The following is a 16,639-nucleotide window of genomic DNA, read 5'->3' on the forward strand; positions in this document are numbered from 1 at the left end:
CGCTCCTCGCGCGCGTCTCGAAGGATGAAAGGCCCGTGACGTGGCAGCGGGGCCTGCATGGTTCGAGACGGCGCTTCGCGCCTCCTCACCATGAGAAGATTTCACTCCCACATCCAGTTCTCGCCGTAATCCTCCTTCCATCCCGCCAGCCGCCCATGACGGAACTGCAGGAACAGGCGGTGGCGGGTGGGGATCAGTCCGCTGCCGCCGATGTCGCGCAGCGCGAGGTAGATCTCGTTGCCGGGGCGGCCCCGCACATATTGCAGCGGTTGCCGCAGGGCGCGGGCGGTCTGGTCGGCATCCATGCCGAAGGCGAGCGGTATGTTGTTCGACAGGGTCGCGACGAAAGGCTGGCGCGGCGGCACCGCGCCGAACGGTTCGGCCTGTGCCGCCGATGACAGCAGCGAGGCCATTGCGCCCATCGCAAATATCGCTCGCATCATGGTCCTGCGTTCCTGATTGACCGTCCTACGCCGGCAAGTTCTTCAGGAAAGGCTCGACGGCGTCAACAAAAGCCTGGGGCTGATCGATGTTGACGGCGTGACCGGCGGCGGGGATCACGACCTTTTGTGCGCCGGGGATTTTTGCCGCCATGTAGTCGGACGCGGCGAGGAACGGGGTGTCGTCGGCGCCGACCACGATCAGCGAGGGCACCTTGATGTCGGGCAGCAGCCCGATCACGCGCGCGTCGCGCTGGGTCAGCATGCCGCGTGCGGCCAGCGCCAGACCCCTGGCGTCGCGATGGCTGGCGGTGGCGCGCTCGCGCGTTGCCGATTTCAGCACGTCGAGGCCTTCGCGATCGAGCCTGTCGGCGGTGGCGAGCGCCCGCGCGTTCCAGGCCTCGCGCGCGTCGTCCTTCTTGAAGCCCGGTCCGGTGTCGATGATCAGCAGCGCGCGGGCGCGCTCCGGATGGACGCGGTAGAATGCGAGCGACATGTAACCGCCGAGCGACAGGCCGCCGATGATGGCGCGCTTCGCGCCGACCGCATCGAGGATCGCCGCGATGTCGCCGACCGTGAGCGCTTCGCTATAGGCTTTGGGGTCATCGGGATAGTCGGACTGGCCATGGCCGCGCATGTCCCACAGGATCAGCGTGTGATCCTTCGAGAGCGCATCGACCTGCCCATGCCACATCGCCGACGTCGAGGAATAGCCGTGTGTGAGCAGCAGCGGCGGCCCGTTGCCGTGAACCTCGTAGTGGATGTTGACGCCGTCCCGATTAATCCTTGGCATAGTCTTCGCCCCTTCTTTCTGTTCTAGCCGCAGGGACGGTCCACCCTCTCCCCTTGCGGGAGAGGGTGGCTTCGCGAAGCGAAGCCGGGTGAGGGGTATCTATCCTCACAAACAGTGTTGCGAGTGGAGAGAACCCCTCATCCGGCGCTTCGCGCCACCTTCTCCCACAAGGGGAGAAGGGGCGCCCGCGGTGACGTTTGCACTCTAGCCCTCCAAGTTACCTCGAAGAAACTGCCTTCAACGCGATGGCGTGCATGTGCAAGTGCTCTGCTTGTTGCGTTCAGCCGCTGCATTCAACCTCGTTCTCGCAACGCACAACACTGAGCTTCCCCAATAGTTGCGACACGTTCCAAATTGCATTTGCCTCCGCCGCTGAACGCGATCATTCTCGCGGCCAAGGCTGGCGCCAGCCCGGTGGGCGTCCGCCATTCAAGTTGCCGCCGTAAGCGGCTTCATGCACCGGCAGGGGAAGACGCCTATGCCAACTCTCACCATCAACGGGCGGAGTATGTCCGTGGATGCGGCGAACGATACGCCGCTCCTCTGGGCGATCCGCGAGCAATTGCAGATGACCGGCACCAAGTTCGGCTGCGGTGCCGGGCTGTGCGGAGCTTGCACCGTGCACGTCAACGGCGAAGCCGTGCGCTCGTGCCAGACCATGGTCGGCGACGTCGCCGGCAAGAAGATCACCACCATTGAAGGCCTCGCCGCCAAGGGCGATCACCCCTTGCAGAAGGCATGGGTCGCCGAGCAGGTGCCGCAATGCGGCTACTGCCAGTCAGGTCAGATCATGCAGGCAGCCTCGCTGCTCGCGAAGAATCCCAATCCGACCAAGGAGGAAGTGGTCGCTCATATGGACGGCAATCTCTGCCGCTGCATGACCTATTCGCGGATCCAGAAGGCGATCATGCGCGCCGCATCCGAGATGCGCACCGCGTCGGCCACCTCCAGCGAGCGGAGGCCCACATGAACGAGCACGTGAAGAACGTAACTCCCGAGACGACCGATCTCAGCCGCCGCTCCTTCCTCGTCGGCACCGCGGCGACCGGGCTCGTGCTCGGCTATGCCGGCGTGCCCGGCATCGAGTCCGCATCGGCCGCAGCTCCCGCCAGTTTCGAGCCGAGTGTCTGGTATGCGATCTCGCCGGATGGTCTCGTTACCGTGACCTGCGGCAAGGCCGACATGGGCCAGCACATCGCTTCCACCATGGCGCAGATCGTCTGCGAGGAGCTCGGCGCGAAATGGAGCGACATGCGCGTGCAGCTCGCCTCCAACGATCCGAAGTTCAACGACCCCGTTCTGGGCGCGCAGATCACCGGCGGCAGCTGGTCGACCATGATGAATTTCGAGGCGATGAGCCGGGCGGGCGCCGCCGGCCGCATCGCCTTGACGGAGGCCGCGGCCGCGGCCATGGGCCTGCCGCCTTATTTCAAGGACGAGCTCGTGGTGCGCGATTCCATCGTCTCGCATCCGAAGTCGAAGAAGCAGATGAGCTTTGCCGAGATCGTCAAGAGCGGCAAGGCGACGAAGACCTTCACGCCGGACGAGCTGAAGGCGATCAAGCTGAAGACGCCCGACCAATACACCATGATCGGCGTCTCGGTGCCGCAGCTCGACATCCCCTCCAAGACCAACGGCACGGCCAAGTATGGCATCGACGTGATGCTGCCGGGCATGGCCTATGGCAAGGTGGTGACCCCGCCGGTGCGCTTCGGCGCCACGGTGAAGTCGGTCGACGACAGTGACGCCAAGAAGGTGCCCGGCTTCATGAAAGCCGTCATCCTCGACGACAAGACCGGAACCACGTCCGGCTGGGTCGTCGCAGTGGCCAACACCTATGCCAACGCCCGCAAGGCGGCGGATGCGCTGAAGATCGCCTATGACGGCGGTCCGAACGCAAAGCTGTCGAGCCAGTCGCTGCTGGACGAGGCCAAGCGGCTTCAGGGCCTGGAGGATTCCGGCCAGTTCTTCGTCAAGGACGGCGATCCCAATGCGGCCTTCGGCACGGCGGCGAAAGTGGTCGAGGCCGAGTACACCACCAGCATCAACATCCACGCGCCGCTGGAGCCCATGAACGCCACCGCGGAGTTCAAGGGTGACATCCTGCACATCTATTCCGGCAATCAGTTCGCGACGCGCTCCGGCGCGATCGCCGCGGGTGCCGCCGGGATCGATCCCAAGTTCGTGGTGATGCACCAGCACTGGTTGGGCGGCGGCTTCGGCCGGCGTCTCGATGCCGACATGATGATCCCCGCGGTGCAGGCGGCGAAGGCCGTCGGCAAGCCGGTCAAGGTGATCTACTCGCGCGAGAACGACATGACGATGGATTTCTCGCGTCCGCTCACCTACCAGAAAGTGAAGGCCGGCGTGGACGGCGACGGCAAGCTCGTCGCGCTCAGCCACGACGTGGTCTCGGCCTGGCCGACCGCGCGCTGGGGAATCCCCGACTTCCTGACGCCTTCGGTCGACAAGAAGGGCCCGCTCGACAGCTTCACGGTCAATGGCGCGGACTTCTTCTACACCGTGCCCAATCATTATGTGCGCGCGATCAAGAACGAGCTCGCGCACAATGCGACGCCCTCCGGCCAGCTTCGCTCGGTGGCGCCGGGCTGGACCTTCTGGGCGGTCGAAAGCATGATCGACGAGATCGCGGCCGCCACGGGCAAGGATCCCGCCCAGTTCCGCATCTCGCTGCTCGACGGCGCCGGCAAGAACGACGGCGGCGCGCAGCGGTTGCGCAACACGCTGCTCGCCGCGATGGGACTGTCGGGCTACGGCACCAGGCCATTGCCGAAAGGCGAGGGCATGGGGGTCGCCTGCGTCTCGTCACAGGAGCGCGCGACCGCGAGCTGGACGGCATGCGTCGCCCATGTCGCGGTGGCGCCGTCGGGTGCGGTGACCGTGAAGAAGCTCACGGTCGCGACCGACGTCGGCACGCAGGTGCATCCCGACAACATCCGTGCCCAGGTCGAGGGCGCGGCGCTGTGGGGCCTGTCGCTGGCGATGTACGAGAAGGCGACGCTGAAGGACGGTGGCATCGAGCAGACCAATTTCGACAGCTACCGGCCCCTGCGTATGAGCCAGATGCCCGAGGTCGCGGTTGCCGTGATCGCCAATGGCGAGAAGGCCACCGGCGTCGGCGAGCCCGCGGTGACCGTGGTCGCCCCGGCCATCGGCAACGCCATCTTCAACGCCTCAGGCGCCCGCGTGCGGGCACTGCCGATCACGGCGGAGGCGGTGAAGGCGAGCATGAAGGCGTAATGCCGAGCGTGATTGCCGAATGAGACGATCCGCCGGAGGGCAGCCTCCGGCGGATTTGTTTTGAGATCCCTTCGCATCCGCACACACCGTCATGCCCGGGCTTGTCCCGGGCATCCACGTTCTTTGCACCCCGGGACCAAGGTCGTGGATGGAGGGACAAGCCCGGCCATGACGAAGACTTGGGCCTCAAAATTCCCCTTTTTTATCAATGCCCATCCTACTGTGCATGGGGTTGTTTTCGCACTTTTGCTTTGCAGCCCTGCGGAACCCGAAATCCGTAAAATTGCGCCCAATTCCGCAAGGTTCCTTTGAGCACGCCTCTTAAGGGCCAGAGAACCTGATCCGGCTTAGGCTGACGCCAAATCCAGTCCCATGCTTTGGGGTAGTCATGAACGCGCCAGCCAAAACCGCCGCCAAACGCCGGCTTCTGCTCGCCTCCGACCGGAGCGACGAGAGCACTGAGCTCGCCAGCATCCTGAAGGCGGTCGGCGAGGTCTCGACGGTGACCACCCAGGGCATCCCCGAGCAGCCGGCGCGCGATCTCTCCGGTCTCGTGGTCGACATCAATCTGCGTTCGCCCGAGAGCGTGCAGCGGGTGCGCAACAAGCTGCGCGGCGACGCCTATCGTTCGATGCCGCGGCTGTTCGTGCTCGCCGACGCGCTGCATCACGGCACCATGCAGGCCTGGGCGCTGGGCGCCACCGACACCATTTCGCGGCCGCTGCAGGCCGACGCCATTCTTCAGCGCATCCGCGCCGCCTTCCCGGACACCGCCGTCTATGACGCCACCGATCGCGGCAAGACGCTCAACCGCGGCGTCGAGGCGGCGCATGCGGTGCTCGCCAAGATGTTCGAGAAGCTGCCGCTCGGCGTGCCCCTGACCTTCGACGACGTCATCGCCGCCGAGAGCAAGATCCTGAAGGCGATCAAGCACTCCTCGCTGCGCGAATGGCTCACCACGGTCGGCTGCCACCATGTCGGCAGCTATCGCCACTGTCTGTTCGTCACGGGTTTTGCCGTCGCCTTCGCGCAGCATCTCGGCATGCGCGAGGACGACCAGCGCCGCCTGACCCGTGCCGCGCTGCTGCACGACGTCGGCAAGGCCTTCGTTCCCTCCGCGCTGCTCGACAAGCCCGGCAAGCTGACCGACGAGGAGATGGCCGAAGTCCGCCAGCATCCGCGCCGCGGTTACGACGCGCTCGCAGCCCAGGGCGGCTTCCCGCCGGAGATGCTCGACGTGGTGCTGCATCACCACGAATTCCTCGACGGCTCCGGCTATCCGAACGGCCTGTCGTCGAACCAGATCAGCGACATCGTGCGCCTGACGACCATCGTCGACATCTACGCGGCTCTCGTCGAGAAGCGCGCCTACCGCATGCCCTTCACCCATTCGCGCGCCTTCACGATGATGGAAGGCATGGGCGGCAAGCTCGACCAGCAGCTGTTGCAGGCGTTCCGCCCGGTGGCGCTGGGGTCGTTCTGACAACGGTGCCGTAGAGTGGGCAAAGGCGCGTAGCGCCGTGCCCACGAGCTCTCTCTGTTCGCGCGCGGATTGGTGGGCACGCTTCGCTCTGCTGACCCTACGGCAGTGTGCCGTTCGGCGACGCCGTCACCCCACCATCTTCCGCAGCTCCGCCTTTGCCACTTTCTCCAGCGTCGAGCGCGGCATGTCGTCGACGAGCCTGATCTCGCGCGGCAGCTTGAAGTCGGCGAGCCCCTTGCGGCAGGCCGCCATCACCCGGTCCTGCAGATCGGGCGCAGCCCCCGCGACGCCGTCCTGCGGAATGATGAAGACGACGGGCACCTCGTCCAGCATCGGGTGCGACTTCGCCACCACGGCGGCCTCGCGCACGCCCGGCACGAGCGCGATCACCTGCTCGATCTCGGAAGCCGCGACGTTCTCGCCGCCGACCTTCAGCATGTCCTTGGCGCGATCGCCGAACTTGATGTAGCCGTTCGCAAGACGCTCGACGCGGTCGCCGGTCAGGAAGAAGCCGTGGTCGTCGAAGCTTTCGCGCGTGGCCTTTTCGTTGTGCAGATATTCGGCGAACAGCGACAGGCCGGGGATGCCCCTGATCGCGAGATTGCCGGTGCCGCCGACCTCCGTCGGCCGGCCGTCATCGTCGGTGATGCGGATCTCGTACTCCGGCGCTGCGCGGCCGATCGACATCGGGATATTGGGCTGGTCGACCTCGCCGACGATGCCGTGGGTGATGGTCTCGGTCATGCCCCACCAGCCGATCATCTTGATGCCGAACGCGGCGAAGGCCGGTGGCTCGTTGATCGCGGTGCCCCACAGACGGAATTTGTGATCCCTGGGGATCTCCTGCTCCAGCAACGCCTTCATGCAAAACGGGATCGTCGAGGTCCAGGTCGCGCCGTGCTCGCGCGCGACGCCCCAGAACCGGCTCGCGGAAAAGCGCGGCTGGATCACGCACGTCGCGCCGACCCACAGCGTTGCCAGCATGGAGTAGGCGAGGGCGTTGGTGTGGAACAGCGGCAGATAGGCCTGGTGCACGTCGCTCGCATGCAGGTCTTCATGCGCGGCGTTGATCTTGGCGCCCCACAGCGCGTTGGCATGAGTCCACAGCACCGCCTTCGGCCGCGACGTCGTGCCCGAGGTGTACTGCACGCTGCATGGCGCGAGCGGATCGGTCGCGCGTTTCGGACGGTCCGCGCTGTCGGCGAACAGGGAGTCGAAACTGTCGCCGCGCGAGACCACCTGCGCCGGCGCCACGCCCGCGTCATGCGAGGTCACCGCCATCCAGCGGATGTTGCGGCAGTTCTGCGCGACGATCTCCGCATAGGCCGGCTGGGTGATCGCTGCGACGGCGCCGCAATGATCGGCGAAATATTCGATCTCGGCCGGCGCCGAGCGGGTGTTGGTGGTGACCGCGATGGCGCCACGCTCGACACAGGCAAACCACGCCAGCATCGCCTCGATGCAATTGTCGAGATGAATGAGCACATATTCGCCCGGCTTGACGCCGCGCCTTGCAAGGCCCGCCGCGAGCGCGCCGACCCGCTCGTGAAATTCGCCATAGCTCCAGCGCCGCGCCGGCGCATCGAACGGCGCCCAGATCAGGAACGGATGATCGCGCCGGACCTCGGCGCGCAGCTTGAGCAGCCAGGGTACGTCGAGCCCGTCGAACGGTCCGACAATTCCGGCGGTCTGATGAACTGACATGGCTCCTCCCCGTGCAGCCTGCATCTTGCTGGCGGCTGTCTTTTGATGATTGCGTCTTCCTGCCATCGGATGACGCGGGGCGCAAATCAGGGATGCGTTGGCGTGCTGTGAGGAGTGCTCTCTTCTCCCTCATGGCCGGGCTTGACCCGGCCATCCGCGTCTTGCCACGCGAAGAACGTGGATGCCCGGGCCTTCGCCGCGCCGAAGCGGCTTCGGCCTTAGTCCTCGTACGACGAGATCTCGATCAGGCTGCCGTCGGGGTCCCGGCAATAGACCGAGCGCAGCGTGCCGCGCGCGCCCTGCTTGGGAACCGGGCCTTCCTCGATCGCGACGCCGTGTGCCTGCAAATGCGCCACTACTTCGTCGGGCGCAGCCGAGGTGAGGAAGCAGATGTCTTCGCTGCCCGCGGTCTGATGGTCCGCGGTGAACCACTCCACCTTGTCGGCATCGCGCGGCCGGACGTTGATCTTCTGGTTACCAAACACGAGCGAAGTCCGCGGCGCTTTGCCGCCGCCCGGATCGAACACCTTGACTTCCATGCCGAGAATCCTGCGGTACCAATCCGCGGTGACCGTGACGTCGGCGACGTTGATGACAAGATGATCGAGGGCTTCGACCTTGACCGGCATGCCTTATCCTTTCGTCGCGTTGCGCCCCGCGCACTTTCCGCCTGCAGCAAGCTTTGTTACAACCCCACCGACGCCGGTTTCAAGCTATCTGGCTTCAAGAACAACACGTTGGGAGAACCCTTGAGATGATCACTCGCCGTACCGCGCTGGGCCTGCTCGCCGCCAGTCCGCTTGCAGCCACCCCGCTGTCGAAGGCTCTTGCCGCCGATTATCCGGCCCGGCCCGTGAAATGGGTGGTCGGCTATCCGCCGGGCGGGGCGACCGACATCCTGGCGCGACTGATCGGCCAGAGGCTCTCGGAAAAGCTCGGCCAGCAATTCGTGATCGAGAACAAGCCGGGCGCCGGCAACAACATCGGCACCGAATCGGTCGTCAACGCCGAGCCCGACGGCTACACGCTGCAGCTGGTCAATCCGGCCAACTACATCAACGCCTCGCTCTACAAGAATCTCAAGTTCAACTTCGTGAACGACATCGCGCCGGTGGCTTCGTTCCAGCGCGTGCCGAACGTGATGACCGTCAACAAGGACGTGCCGGCCAAGAACGTTGCCGAGTTCATCGAATACGTGAAGGCCAATCCGGGCAAGGTCAACATGGCCTCGTCCGGCAACGGCACCTCGGTGCATCTGTCCGGCGAGATGTTCATGGCCATGACCGGCTGCAAGATGCAGCACGTGCCCTATCGCGGCGCCGCGCCCGCGATCACCGACATGCTCGGCGGTCAGGTGCAGGTGATCTTCGACAACATGCCCTCGATCATCCAGCACATCCGCTCCGGCTCGCTGCGCGCGATCGGCGTCACCACGACGGAGCGCTCGCCGCAGCTTCCCGACGTGCAGCCGATTGCCGACACGGTGAAGGGCTATGAGGCGAGCGCGCTGTTCGGCATGGGTGCGCCGAAGAACACGCCGAAGGAGATCATCGCCAAGCTCAACAGCGAGATCAACACGCTGATGAAGGAGCCCGACATGACCAAGCGCCTGGTCGAGCTCGGCGGCGAGCCGCGGGCGCAGACCCCCGAGGCGTTCGGCGAGGAGATCAAGGCCGAGACCGAAAAGTGGAAGAAGGTCGTCGAGTTCGCCGGCCTCAAGGTCGAGTAGCGATCTTGTGATGACCGGGAATGGAGCCCTGCCGTTTGGCAGGGCTTTTTTCTTGCGTGTCTTATTTCGTTGATCTGGAATAAAACGGCGCGGCGAAACCTGATGATAGATGGCGCCGTATCTCGGGCCAGCAGGAGAGGAGTTGGATCATGCGCAAGACGCAATTGGTGCTGCTGACGTTCAGTGCGGCGGTCCTGGCCGGCTTCGCCACCGTCACGCCGGCGGCCGCGCGGGACTATCCATGGTGCGCCCAGGGCGGCGAGTATGACTATCCCGGCGAATGCGCCTACAGCACCTATGAACAATGCCAGGCCAGCGTGTCCGGCCGGCTGCTGTACTGCGATCGCAATCCGCGCTTCGCCTACGGTCAGGGGCAGCCGCAGCAACCACGGCCGCCGCGGCGCGTGCGGCCGGCCGCGCCGTATTGAGGATCGACCGGCTTCGCAACCCGGATGCCGCTGCGCTCCATCCGGGCTACGCCTCGTGCCGTTATCGCTTCGCTTCCGCCTGCTCCGTCGCGTTGCGCGAGATCAGCATCGTGTACGGCCGGGCGTTCCCGGCGATGTCGGTGGTTTTGAGCTCACCCTTCGGCTCGGCGGTCTGGTAGGGCACCACGGAATTGTCGAGGAAGTCGCGCAGCGCGCCGGTCTTGATGGCGAAGTTGATATTCTCCGGAATGTTGCCGGTCGCGGCGGCGATGCGCAAGGCCGGGATCTTTGCCGTGACCACGCCCACGATCTGACCGGTGGTGTCGAACAGCGGGCCGCCGCTATTGCCGGGCTGCACTGGCGCGCTGATCTGCAGGAAGCGCGTATCGTTGCGCATGCCGCTGAGCGAGCTCGCGATACCGGTCGTCACGGTGAAGTCCGACGAGAGCAAGCCATGGAACGGAAAGCCGATGACGATGACGGAATCGCCGGAGCGGATAGAGCGGTCGCGAATCCGCGCAAAGTCCTTGAACGTCGTCGACGGCGCCTGCAGGAGAGCGAGGTCGTTGCTTGCGTCGCTCGATACGACGCGCAGCACCATCGAGGCCTCGCCGGTGAGATTACCCTTGATGTCGCCGACGCAGCCGTCGATCACATGGTGGTTGGTGACGACGTGACCGTTCGCGCTCACCACGAAGCCGGTGCCGGTCTTGGCCCTGGCAACCTTGCTGCCCGCGGGCGGTGACGGCTGCTTCTCCGCCGTGGCGGCTGGCTTGGCCGCACTCTTGACGAAGTCGCCAGCCTTGCTCAGTCCGTCGGCCTTCACTCTGGTGACGCAATTGGACAATGCGGTGATCACCGTTCCGGCCGAGGCCAGGTCGAAATTCAGCACGGTGCGGCCGCTGGTTGCCACCATCAGGTTTGCCTTCTGGAACGTGCGCACCACGTTCGTAGGCATGACCGCCGTGAGCATGTTCGGCTGATTGGCCGTGGCGAACAGCCGGGCCTGCTCCTGTCCGTCGAAGATGACGTCGATTGCGGCGTTCTCGCCTTGCTTGAAGCGGTAGCTCGGGCTCGCAAAGGCCAAAGACCATGTGCCGACGGAATTGTAGCCGACGACCAGGATGACGCCGTTCAGGTAAGGCGCCGTCGCGGCGCAATGGGAGAACGCGCCCGTCTCGTCGTTGCTGAAGGCGCCGCCGATCCAATTGCCGACATTGACGCTGCCGAACGGCCCCGCCGCATGCGCAACTCCCGCGATGCCGACCTGCAATAAGGACGCAACGATGAATGATCTAAGCCACATACCAGCCCCCGGACGCTTTTGAGCGCATCTTATCTGCGGGAACGCGGTCCGTGCAACCGGCAGTTGTCTGTCGCGGCGTAAATCCCGTCACGGCCATTTCGGGCTTGCGTTTACTTTGCATCGTTATATACTTTGCAATACAAAGTAACGGGTAAACAAGCCCGGGAAACATGCGCGGAGCGAGGTTCTGGCGTTGCCAATGCGCGATCTCGACAAGGCACTGGCCGACATCGTGGCGATCCGAAGCCAGATCGCGGCCGGTACCGCCTTCCGCGGCTATGGTCCGGCGACGATGGCCGCGACCGCCGCCGTCGCGCTGCTTACCGCGGTCCTGCAATTCTGGCTGCTCGGTGATCCCACCGGCGAGCCGCTCGACTTCTTTGTCGGCTGGTTCGTCGCCGCTGCGCTCTCCGTCCTGATGATCGGGATCGAGATGCGCGCGCGATCGCGCCGGCATCATTCGGGGCTCGCCGACGCCATGATCCACCAGGCAGTCGAGCAATTCCTGCCGGCAGGCGTTGCCGGTGTGCTGCTCGCGGTGGTGATGTGGAAGTTTGCGGGCGAGACGCTGTGGCTGCTGCCGGGCTTGTGGCAGATCCTGGTGTCGATCGGCATCTTCGCCTCCGTTCGCTCGCTGCCGCGCACCGTCGCGTTCGCCGGCGCCTGGTATTTCGTGTCCGGCTTCGCCGTGGTGGTGCTCGCGAGCCAGACCCACACGCTGTCGCCATGGACCATGGGACTGCCCTTCGTGATTGGGCAGTCGCTGATGGCGGCCATTCTGCACGTCGCATCCGGAGACCATGATGTCGAAGACTGACAGCGCACCCTTCTCCTACGAGGGGCTCGACCGCGTGATCCACGAGAAGGCGAGGCTCGGGCTTCTGACCTCGCTGATGGCCCATCCCAAGGGGCTGGCATTTGCCGACCTCAAGCAGCTCTGCGGCCTCACCGACGGCAATCTCAGCCGGCACCTCGCCGTGCTCCAGGAGGCCGGCCTCGTCGACGTGACCAAGGGCTACGAGGGCAATCGTCCGCACACGACTTGCCGTCTCACCAAGACCGGCCGTCGCCGTTTCCTCGACTATCTCGCCGTGCTCGAGCGCCTGGTGCGCGACGCCGCCAAGGCTGCCGGCCGCGAGGCGCCGCCGGTCGGTCGCCTCGGTATCGTCTCGACCTGATCCTCCCCCTTTTTAACCGGAGACTTTGCAATGCAAAGTGATGCGTCCCGCGACGAGAAGCTTCATGTCGGCATCATCATGGACGGCAACGGGCGATGGGCGACGCGGCGCGGCCTGTCGCGCGTGCGCGGCCACGAGGCCGGAGTCGAGACCATCCGCCGCATCGTCGAAGCCGCACCCAAGCAGGGCATCGGCACGCTGACGCTCTACGCCTTCTCCACCGACAATTGGCGGCGGCCGAAGGCCGAGGTCGCCGCGCTGATGACCCTGCTGCGCTTCTATCTCGCCGGCGAGGTGCAGAGCCTGGTCAGGAACGGCGTGCGCCTCACCGTGATCGGCCGCCGCGATCGCCTGCCTGAAGGCATCGCAGGGGCGATCACCCGTGCCGAGGAGGCCACCGCCGATGGCACCACGCTGCACCTGCGGATCGCGGTCGATTATTCCGCGCGCGACGCCATCCTGAATGCGGCGGCGAAGGCGGCAGCGTTGACCAGCATCACTCGTGAAGCCTTCTCGCAGCTCGTCACCGGCGAAGCCGGCTTGCGCGACGTCGATCTCATCATCCGCACCTCGGGCGAGAAGCGGCTGTCGGACTTCCTGCTCTGGGAAGGCGCCTATGCCGAGCTGCACTTCACCGAGAGGATGTGGCCCGAGTTCGACGCGGGCGATCTCGCCGTGGCCCTGGCCTCCTTCCACGGCCGCGAGCGCCGATTCGGCGGCCTCCAGGCGATCATGCTCGAGGAGGTGCCGTCGCTCTCCCGTGTGTGACGCGCGGCACATGAGAACGCGCTGTTCGTTTTCATCCGCATGATTGGCAGCTCCGTCCAAGCGTCCGGAGCGCGGCCTCGGCTAGGTGTGCAAGTCCCAGCAACCTGCCGAAAGCATCACGCATGTCACAGCTGTTTCCGGGAGTCGTCGAGCCGGTCGAACTGGCCGAAGCGAAGGGCATGGTCTGCATCAGGACCGCCAGCGCGTCCGATCTGGAGAACCTGTCGGTCTATTTCACCGGCCTGTCCACGACGTCCCGCAACAAGCGCTTCAGCGGCGCGCGAGCGGATCCCGGCGTGGTCGCGGCCGAATGCATCGCCAGGAGCGGCGGCCTCGATAATTTCACCTTGCTCGCCGAGCTCAGGGAGGACGGGCAGGGCCGGATCATCGGCGAAGCGCGATACGCCTATGATGCGGCGGCACGCCATGGCGAGTTTGCCATCTCGGTCGCGGATGCCTTTCAGCGCCGGGGTCTCGGCCTTCAGATGATGACGGCGATGGAAACGCGTGCGATCGATCTCGGCCACGAGATGATCGCCGCCGAGACGGCGCGCACGAACGCCGAGATGCGAGGCCTCGCCAAGAAGGCGGGCTTTGACGACACCGGACTTGGAGACTGGCAGTCGGTCCACTTCGCCAAGTGCCTGTTGCGCCAGCGTTGATTTGCCGCGTGGCACGGATCGTGCTCTAGTATCGGGTAGGGTATCCCCAGCGATGGGAGCTTTCGCAAGATGCGCGCAGTCCTGGATTATTGCACCGGCGGAACGGAACGGCAGGTTGTCGCCGGCACGCTGGTCGTCACCGAAGGTGGCACCAGCGGCCATCTCTATGTGCTGATGCAAGGCAAGCTCGAGGTACTCAAGGGCGAGATGGTGGTCGCCACCGTCACAGAGCCCGGCGCGATTCTCGGCGAGATGTCCGTGCTGCTGGGCCTGCCGCATACGGCGACGGTGCGGGCCTGCTCCGATGCCGTCATCTATGAGTTCGAGGACGCCGCCTCGTTCCTCAAGCAGGAGCCGGGCATCGCGTTGCTGATCGCCAGGATGCTGGCGCAGCGGCTCAACGTCGCCAACACCTATCTTGCCGATCTCAAGCGGCAATATGCCGGCCACGGCACGCATCTGGCCATGGTCGGCGAGGTGCTGCAGAGCATGATCAACCTGCCGCCGCTTGATGTCTCGCCAGGCTCGGATCGGCAATCTGATCCAAGAATGTGAGCCAGTCGGGCGGTGCCTCGATCGGAGGGGCGGGCCGCTTCAGCGGCGCGGCAAGATCGATCCACTGCGCCTCGCCGGCGGCCAGCCAGAACGCCTTCTCCGCATCGAGATCCAGCACGATGTAGGTCGGGGAACGACCGGGTTGCAGGCCGGTGTTGAAGACCCAGGTCTGTCCCAGCCGGTCGAACCACGATCCATTGGTGATGAAGGGCGATTGATGCACATGGCCCGAGATCACCATCGACGGCTGGTACTGCATGATCCACTGCACCAGCTCGACATCGCCGAAGAAGCGCTTGCCGCCCCAGCTGGTCGGTGAATCCGCCGGCGGCGCGTGATGTGCCCAGATCCAGCGCTGCGGCCGGTTGGCGGCGGCATCGCGCAACTGCTCGACGAGGCGCTGCTTGACCAGGGGCCCGTCCCACCACGGGCACACCGTGAACAGGATGTCCCCCATGGTGAGGCTGTCGCCGTCGCAGGCAATGCCAAGCTCGCGCACCTCCGAGATCCAGCGCGAAATCTTTTCGCCCTCCATATTGCGCTCGTCGAGGTCGTGATTGCCGGAGCAGAGGATCACGCGGGTCTTTGCCGCGATCAGCGCGAGGTATTTCTTCACCACCACGATCTGCGCGCGAAAATCCACCATCGAGCCGATGTCGAGCGCATCGCCGGCGAAGATCAAGAGGTCGAATTGCGGCGCCGCGCCGACCAGCCAGTCGAGCTGCGGCAGCGAGTAGTGCAGGTCGGCCACGACCAAGCAGCGCATGGAAAATCCGTCGCGAGAGACCAAAAATGTCAGGGAATTTCAAAACGACATAAAGCAAGAAGCAGACCAGCCCGGGCGCCTCTACGCGTCAATCCGTCAATCCAGGGAATGCCAGCATGCTGGGGCGCGCTGCGGAGTGCAAGGGGCGGGCAACGCGAGGGCTGGACCGGATCGTCGAATTCTGATGTCGTGGCGTGCCCTCAACCGCCTGTGTCCGCATGCCCCCCTTCAAGACCATTCGTGCCCGTGCCGAGAAGCGCAAGGGCGGGCCGAAGGCCCTGGAAAAGCTGATGCCGGCAAAGCCCGACCTGAAGCGTCTGGCGAAGCTTGGCGACGATCGCGTCCTCGCCGAGATGACGAAGCGGGTGTTCTGCGCCGGCTTCGCCTGGAGCGTGATCGATGCGAAATGGGATGGCTTTGAAGCGGCCTTCCTGCAGTTCCAGCCGGCCAAGCTCAGCTTCCAGCCCGAGGACTATTGGGAAGGCCTGTTGCGCGACGCGCGTATCGTGCGCAACGCGGCCAAGATCATGTCGGTGCGCGACAATGCCGGCTTCGTGCTGGAGATTGCGAAGGAGCACGGCAGCTTCGGCAAGTTTCTGGCCAAATGGCCCCCGTCCAACGAGATCGGCCTGCTCGATCTCCTCAGCAAGCGCGGCAGCCGGCTCGGTGGCAACACCGGGCAAATGCTGCTGCGCTTCCTCGGCTGGGACGGTTTTGTGACGTCCGGGGACGTGGTGGCTTGCCTGCGCGATGCCGGTCTCGACATTGCCGAAGAGGTCAAGTCGAAGGGCGATCTCGCCAAGGTGCAGGCGCAGTTCAACGCCTGGGCCGAGGAGACCGGCCTGCCCTACACCTATCTGTCACGAATCTGCGCACTGTCGGTCGGCGAGAACCGCAGCGAATCGTAGACCGCGAGAACATTCCCGCGCACGACCTGCTCGGTGGTGGCGCGGATCGCGATATCAGGATCGTCGAAGCTGCAGATGAGCCCGCCGCGGGCAGATCGTGTGCATCCTGTGGCGATCTCGTGCCGCGCGTGCGGCGAACGGAACGCACGATCACGAAAAGACATTTCACAGGAACATTCGTGCGCAGCATCTGTTCGCAGTTGAGCCAGGCGGACGAAGGTGCGGGGAACGCGCGCTCCCGCCCGGGCCAATGAAACCGGAGACAGAACGGAGCAGCTCATGAAGCTCACATCCGACCAGGTGAAGCAGACCGTCAACCAACTCGGCGCCCAGGTGCTGCCCGACGAGCATCCCGCCATGCCCCAGCTCAACAGCATGTTCGGCGAGCACACTTTCTTCGTCGACGAAATGGGCCTCAAGGTCCTCGAACCCACCCCGTCGTTGGGAACCGATCGCCAGAGCGGCGAAGTGGTCAGCCTCGCCGATTGGGGCGATTCCGACCTGACGCGCCTGATGGCGCACGAGCCCGAGCCGACCGGTGTGATCGTGGTGTTCGAGCACGTGCGACATTGATGGGGCGAGCTGATCGACCCCCGGTGGTGGCGGATTGGAAAAACCCGCCGCTGCCTGCGGCGGGGTCGGAGCCAGGGCGCGGGTC

18 protein-coding genes are annotated in these 16,639 nt (G+C 65.1%); 12 read left to right on the forward strand and 6 right to left on the reverse strand.

All coding sequences use genetic code 11. The annotated features are described in order from the left end of the window. Window positions 1-101: 101 nt before the first annotated feature. Both UNPF46_RS23975 and UNPF46_RS23980 read right to left on the reverse strand, forming a co-directional pair. The gene (locus UNPF46_RS23975) at window positions 102-443 is read right to left on the reverse strand and encodes a hypothetical protein (protein WP_142251649.1); all 342 of its coding nucleotides are present in this window, start codon (window positions 441-443) and stop codon (window positions 102-104) included. A 25-nt stretch (window positions 444-468) separates the two neighbouring features. Continuing rightward, window positions 469-1,233, reverse strand: a complete 765-nt coding sequence (locus UNPF46_RS23980) for an alpha/beta fold hydrolase (RefSeq protein ID WP_142251650.1) — start codon at window positions 1,231-1,233, stop codon at window positions 469-471. A gap of 478 nt (window positions 1,234-1,711) precedes the next feature. Here UNPF46_RS23980 and UNPF46_RS23990 point away from each other — a divergent pair, with 478 nt between their 5' ends. The 3 genes from UNPF46_RS23990 to UNPF46_RS24000 all read left to right on the forward strand — a co-directional run bounded on the left by UNPF46_RS23990 (window position 1,712) and on the right by UNPF46_RS24000 (window position 5,977). Further along, complete coding sequence (locus tag UNPF46_RS23990) at window positions 1,712-2,203, forward strand: (2Fe-2S)-binding protein (RefSeq protein WP_100176587.1); 492 nt, start codon at window positions 1,712-1,714, stop codon at window positions 2,201-2,203. Continuing rightward, window positions 2,200-4,494, forward strand: coding sequence for a xanthine dehydrogenase family protein molybdopterin-binding subunit (locus UNPF46_RS23995; protein WP_142251652.1), 2,295 nt, complete (start codon window positions 2,200-2,202; stop codon window positions 4,492-4,494). Before UNPF46_RS23990 ends, UNPF46_RS23995 begins: the two co-directional genes overlap by 4 nt. 388 nt (window positions 4,495-4,882) lie before the next feature. Then, on the forward strand, window positions 4,883-5,977 hold the full coding sequence (locus UNPF46_RS24000; RefSeq protein ID WP_100176585.1) for an HD-GYP domain-containing protein: 1,095 nt from the start codon (window positions 4,883-4,885) through the stop codon (window positions 5,975-5,977). A 126-nt stretch (window positions 5,978-6,103) separates the two neighbouring features. Here UNPF46_RS24000 and UNPF46_RS24005 read toward each other — a convergent pair whose 3' ends face one another. Further along, complete coding sequence (locus UNPF46_RS24005) at window positions 6,104-7,681, reverse strand: AMP-binding protein (protein WP_142251653.1); 1,578 nt, start codon at window positions 7,679-7,681, stop codon at window positions 6,104-6,106. A gap of 218 nt (window positions 7,682-7,899) precedes the next feature. Next, a complete protein-coding gene (locus tag UNPF46_RS24010; RefSeq protein ID WP_142251654.1) occupies window positions 7,900-8,310 on the reverse strand; it encodes a VOC family protein in 411 nt (136 codons plus the stop codon). A gap of 125 nt (window positions 8,311-8,435) precedes the next feature. Between UNPF46_RS24010 and UNPF46_RS24015 the strand changes: the two genes are divergently transcribed. Together UNPF46_RS24015 and UNPF46_RS24020 are read left to right on the forward strand one after the other, a co-directional pair. Continuing rightward, window positions 8,436-9,410, forward strand: a complete 975-nt coding sequence (locus tag UNPF46_RS24015) for a Bug family tripartite tricarboxylate transporter substrate binding protein (RefSeq protein ID WP_100176582.1) — start codon at window positions 8,436-8,438, stop codon at window positions 9,408-9,410. Window positions 9,411-9,559: 149 nt separating this feature from the next. Next, window positions 9,560-9,838 carry a DUF3551 domain-containing protein gene (locus tag UNPF46_RS24020; RefSeq protein WP_142251655.1) on the forward strand — a complete coding sequence of 93 codons (279 nt, stop codon included), beginning with the start codon at window positions 9,560-9,562 and terminating at the stop codon, window positions 9,836-9,838. Window positions 9,839-9,899: 61 nt separating this feature from the next. Here the strand turns inward: UNPF46_RS24020 and UNPF46_RS24025 are convergent, their stop codons facing one another. Next, the gene (locus tag UNPF46_RS24025) at window positions 9,900-11,144 is read right to left on the reverse strand and encodes a S1C family serine protease (RefSeq protein WP_142251656.1); all 1,245 of its coding nucleotides are present in this window, start codon (window positions 11,142-11,144) and stop codon (window positions 9,900-9,902) included. Window positions 11,145-11,343: 199 nt separating this feature from the next. Between UNPF46_RS24025 and UNPF46_RS24030 the strand changes: the two genes are divergently transcribed. The 5 genes from UNPF46_RS24030 to UNPF46_RS24050 all read left to right on the forward strand — a co-directional run bounded on the left by UNPF46_RS24030 (window position 11,344) and on the right by UNPF46_RS24050 (window position 14,307). Next, window positions 11,344-11,961 (forward strand): hypothetical protein, encoded by a 618-nt coding sequence (locus UNPF46_RS24030; protein WP_142251657.1) that lies wholly within the window; start codon window positions 11,344-11,346, stop codon window positions 11,959-11,961. Continuing rightward, complete coding sequence (locus UNPF46_RS24035) at window positions 11,948-12,322, forward strand: transcriptional regulator (protein WP_174718868.1); 375 nt, start codon at window positions 11,948-11,950, stop codon at window positions 12,320-12,322. Before UNPF46_RS24030 ends, UNPF46_RS24035 begins: the two co-directional genes overlap by 14 nt. Window positions 12,323-12,352: 30 nt before the next feature. Beyond that, window positions 12,353-13,090, forward strand: coding sequence for a di-trans,poly-cis-decaprenylcistransferase (locus tag UNPF46_RS24040; protein ID WP_142251658.1), 738 nt, complete (start codon window positions 12,353-12,355; stop codon window positions 13,088-13,090). 122 nt (window positions 13,091-13,212) lie between these two features. Continuing rightward, window positions 13,213-13,752: a GNAT family N-acetyltransferase gene (locus tag UNPF46_RS24045; protein WP_142251659.1), complete on the forward strand. Its 540-nt coding sequence runs from the start codon at window positions 13,213-13,215 to the stop codon at window positions 13,750-13,752. A gap of 69 nt (window positions 13,753-13,821) precedes the next feature. After that, window positions 13,822-14,307 (forward strand): Crp/Fnr family transcriptional regulator, encoded by a 486-nt coding sequence (locus UNPF46_RS24050; RefSeq protein WP_100176575.1) that lies wholly within the window; start codon window positions 13,822-13,824, stop codon window positions 14,305-14,307. On the opposite strand, the gene UNPF46_RS24055 is transcribed toward UNPF46_RS24050, so the two are convergent. Next, window positions 14,246-15,073 (reverse strand): metallophosphoesterase family protein, encoded by an 828-nt coding sequence (locus tag UNPF46_RS24055; protein WP_142251660.1) that lies wholly within the window; start codon window positions 15,071-15,073, stop codon window positions 14,246-14,248. The genes UNPF46_RS24050 and UNPF46_RS24055 overlap by 62 nt on opposite strands. A gap of 218 nt (window positions 15,074-15,291) precedes the next feature. Between UNPF46_RS24055 and UNPF46_RS24060 the strand changes: the two genes are divergently transcribed. After that, window positions 15,292-15,981 (forward strand): DNA-3-methyladenine glycosylase I, encoded by a 690-nt coding sequence (locus UNPF46_RS24060; protein ID WP_142251661.1) that lies wholly within the window; start codon window positions 15,292-15,294, stop codon window positions 15,979-15,981. Between the two features lie 279 nt (window positions 15,982-16,260). Beyond that, window positions 16,261-16,554, forward strand: coding sequence for a hypothetical protein (locus UNPF46_RS24065; RefSeq protein ID WP_100176572.1), 294 nt, complete (start codon window positions 16,261-16,263; stop codon window positions 16,552-16,554). The last annotated feature ends 85 nt before the right edge of the window (window positions 16,555-16,639 follow it).

The organism is Bradyrhizobium sp. UNPF46 (genome assembly GCF_006658625.1).
Lineage (GTDB): Bacteria > Pseudomonadota > Alphaproteobacteria > Rhizobiales > Xanthobacteraceae > Bradyrhizobium > Bradyrhizobium nitroreducens.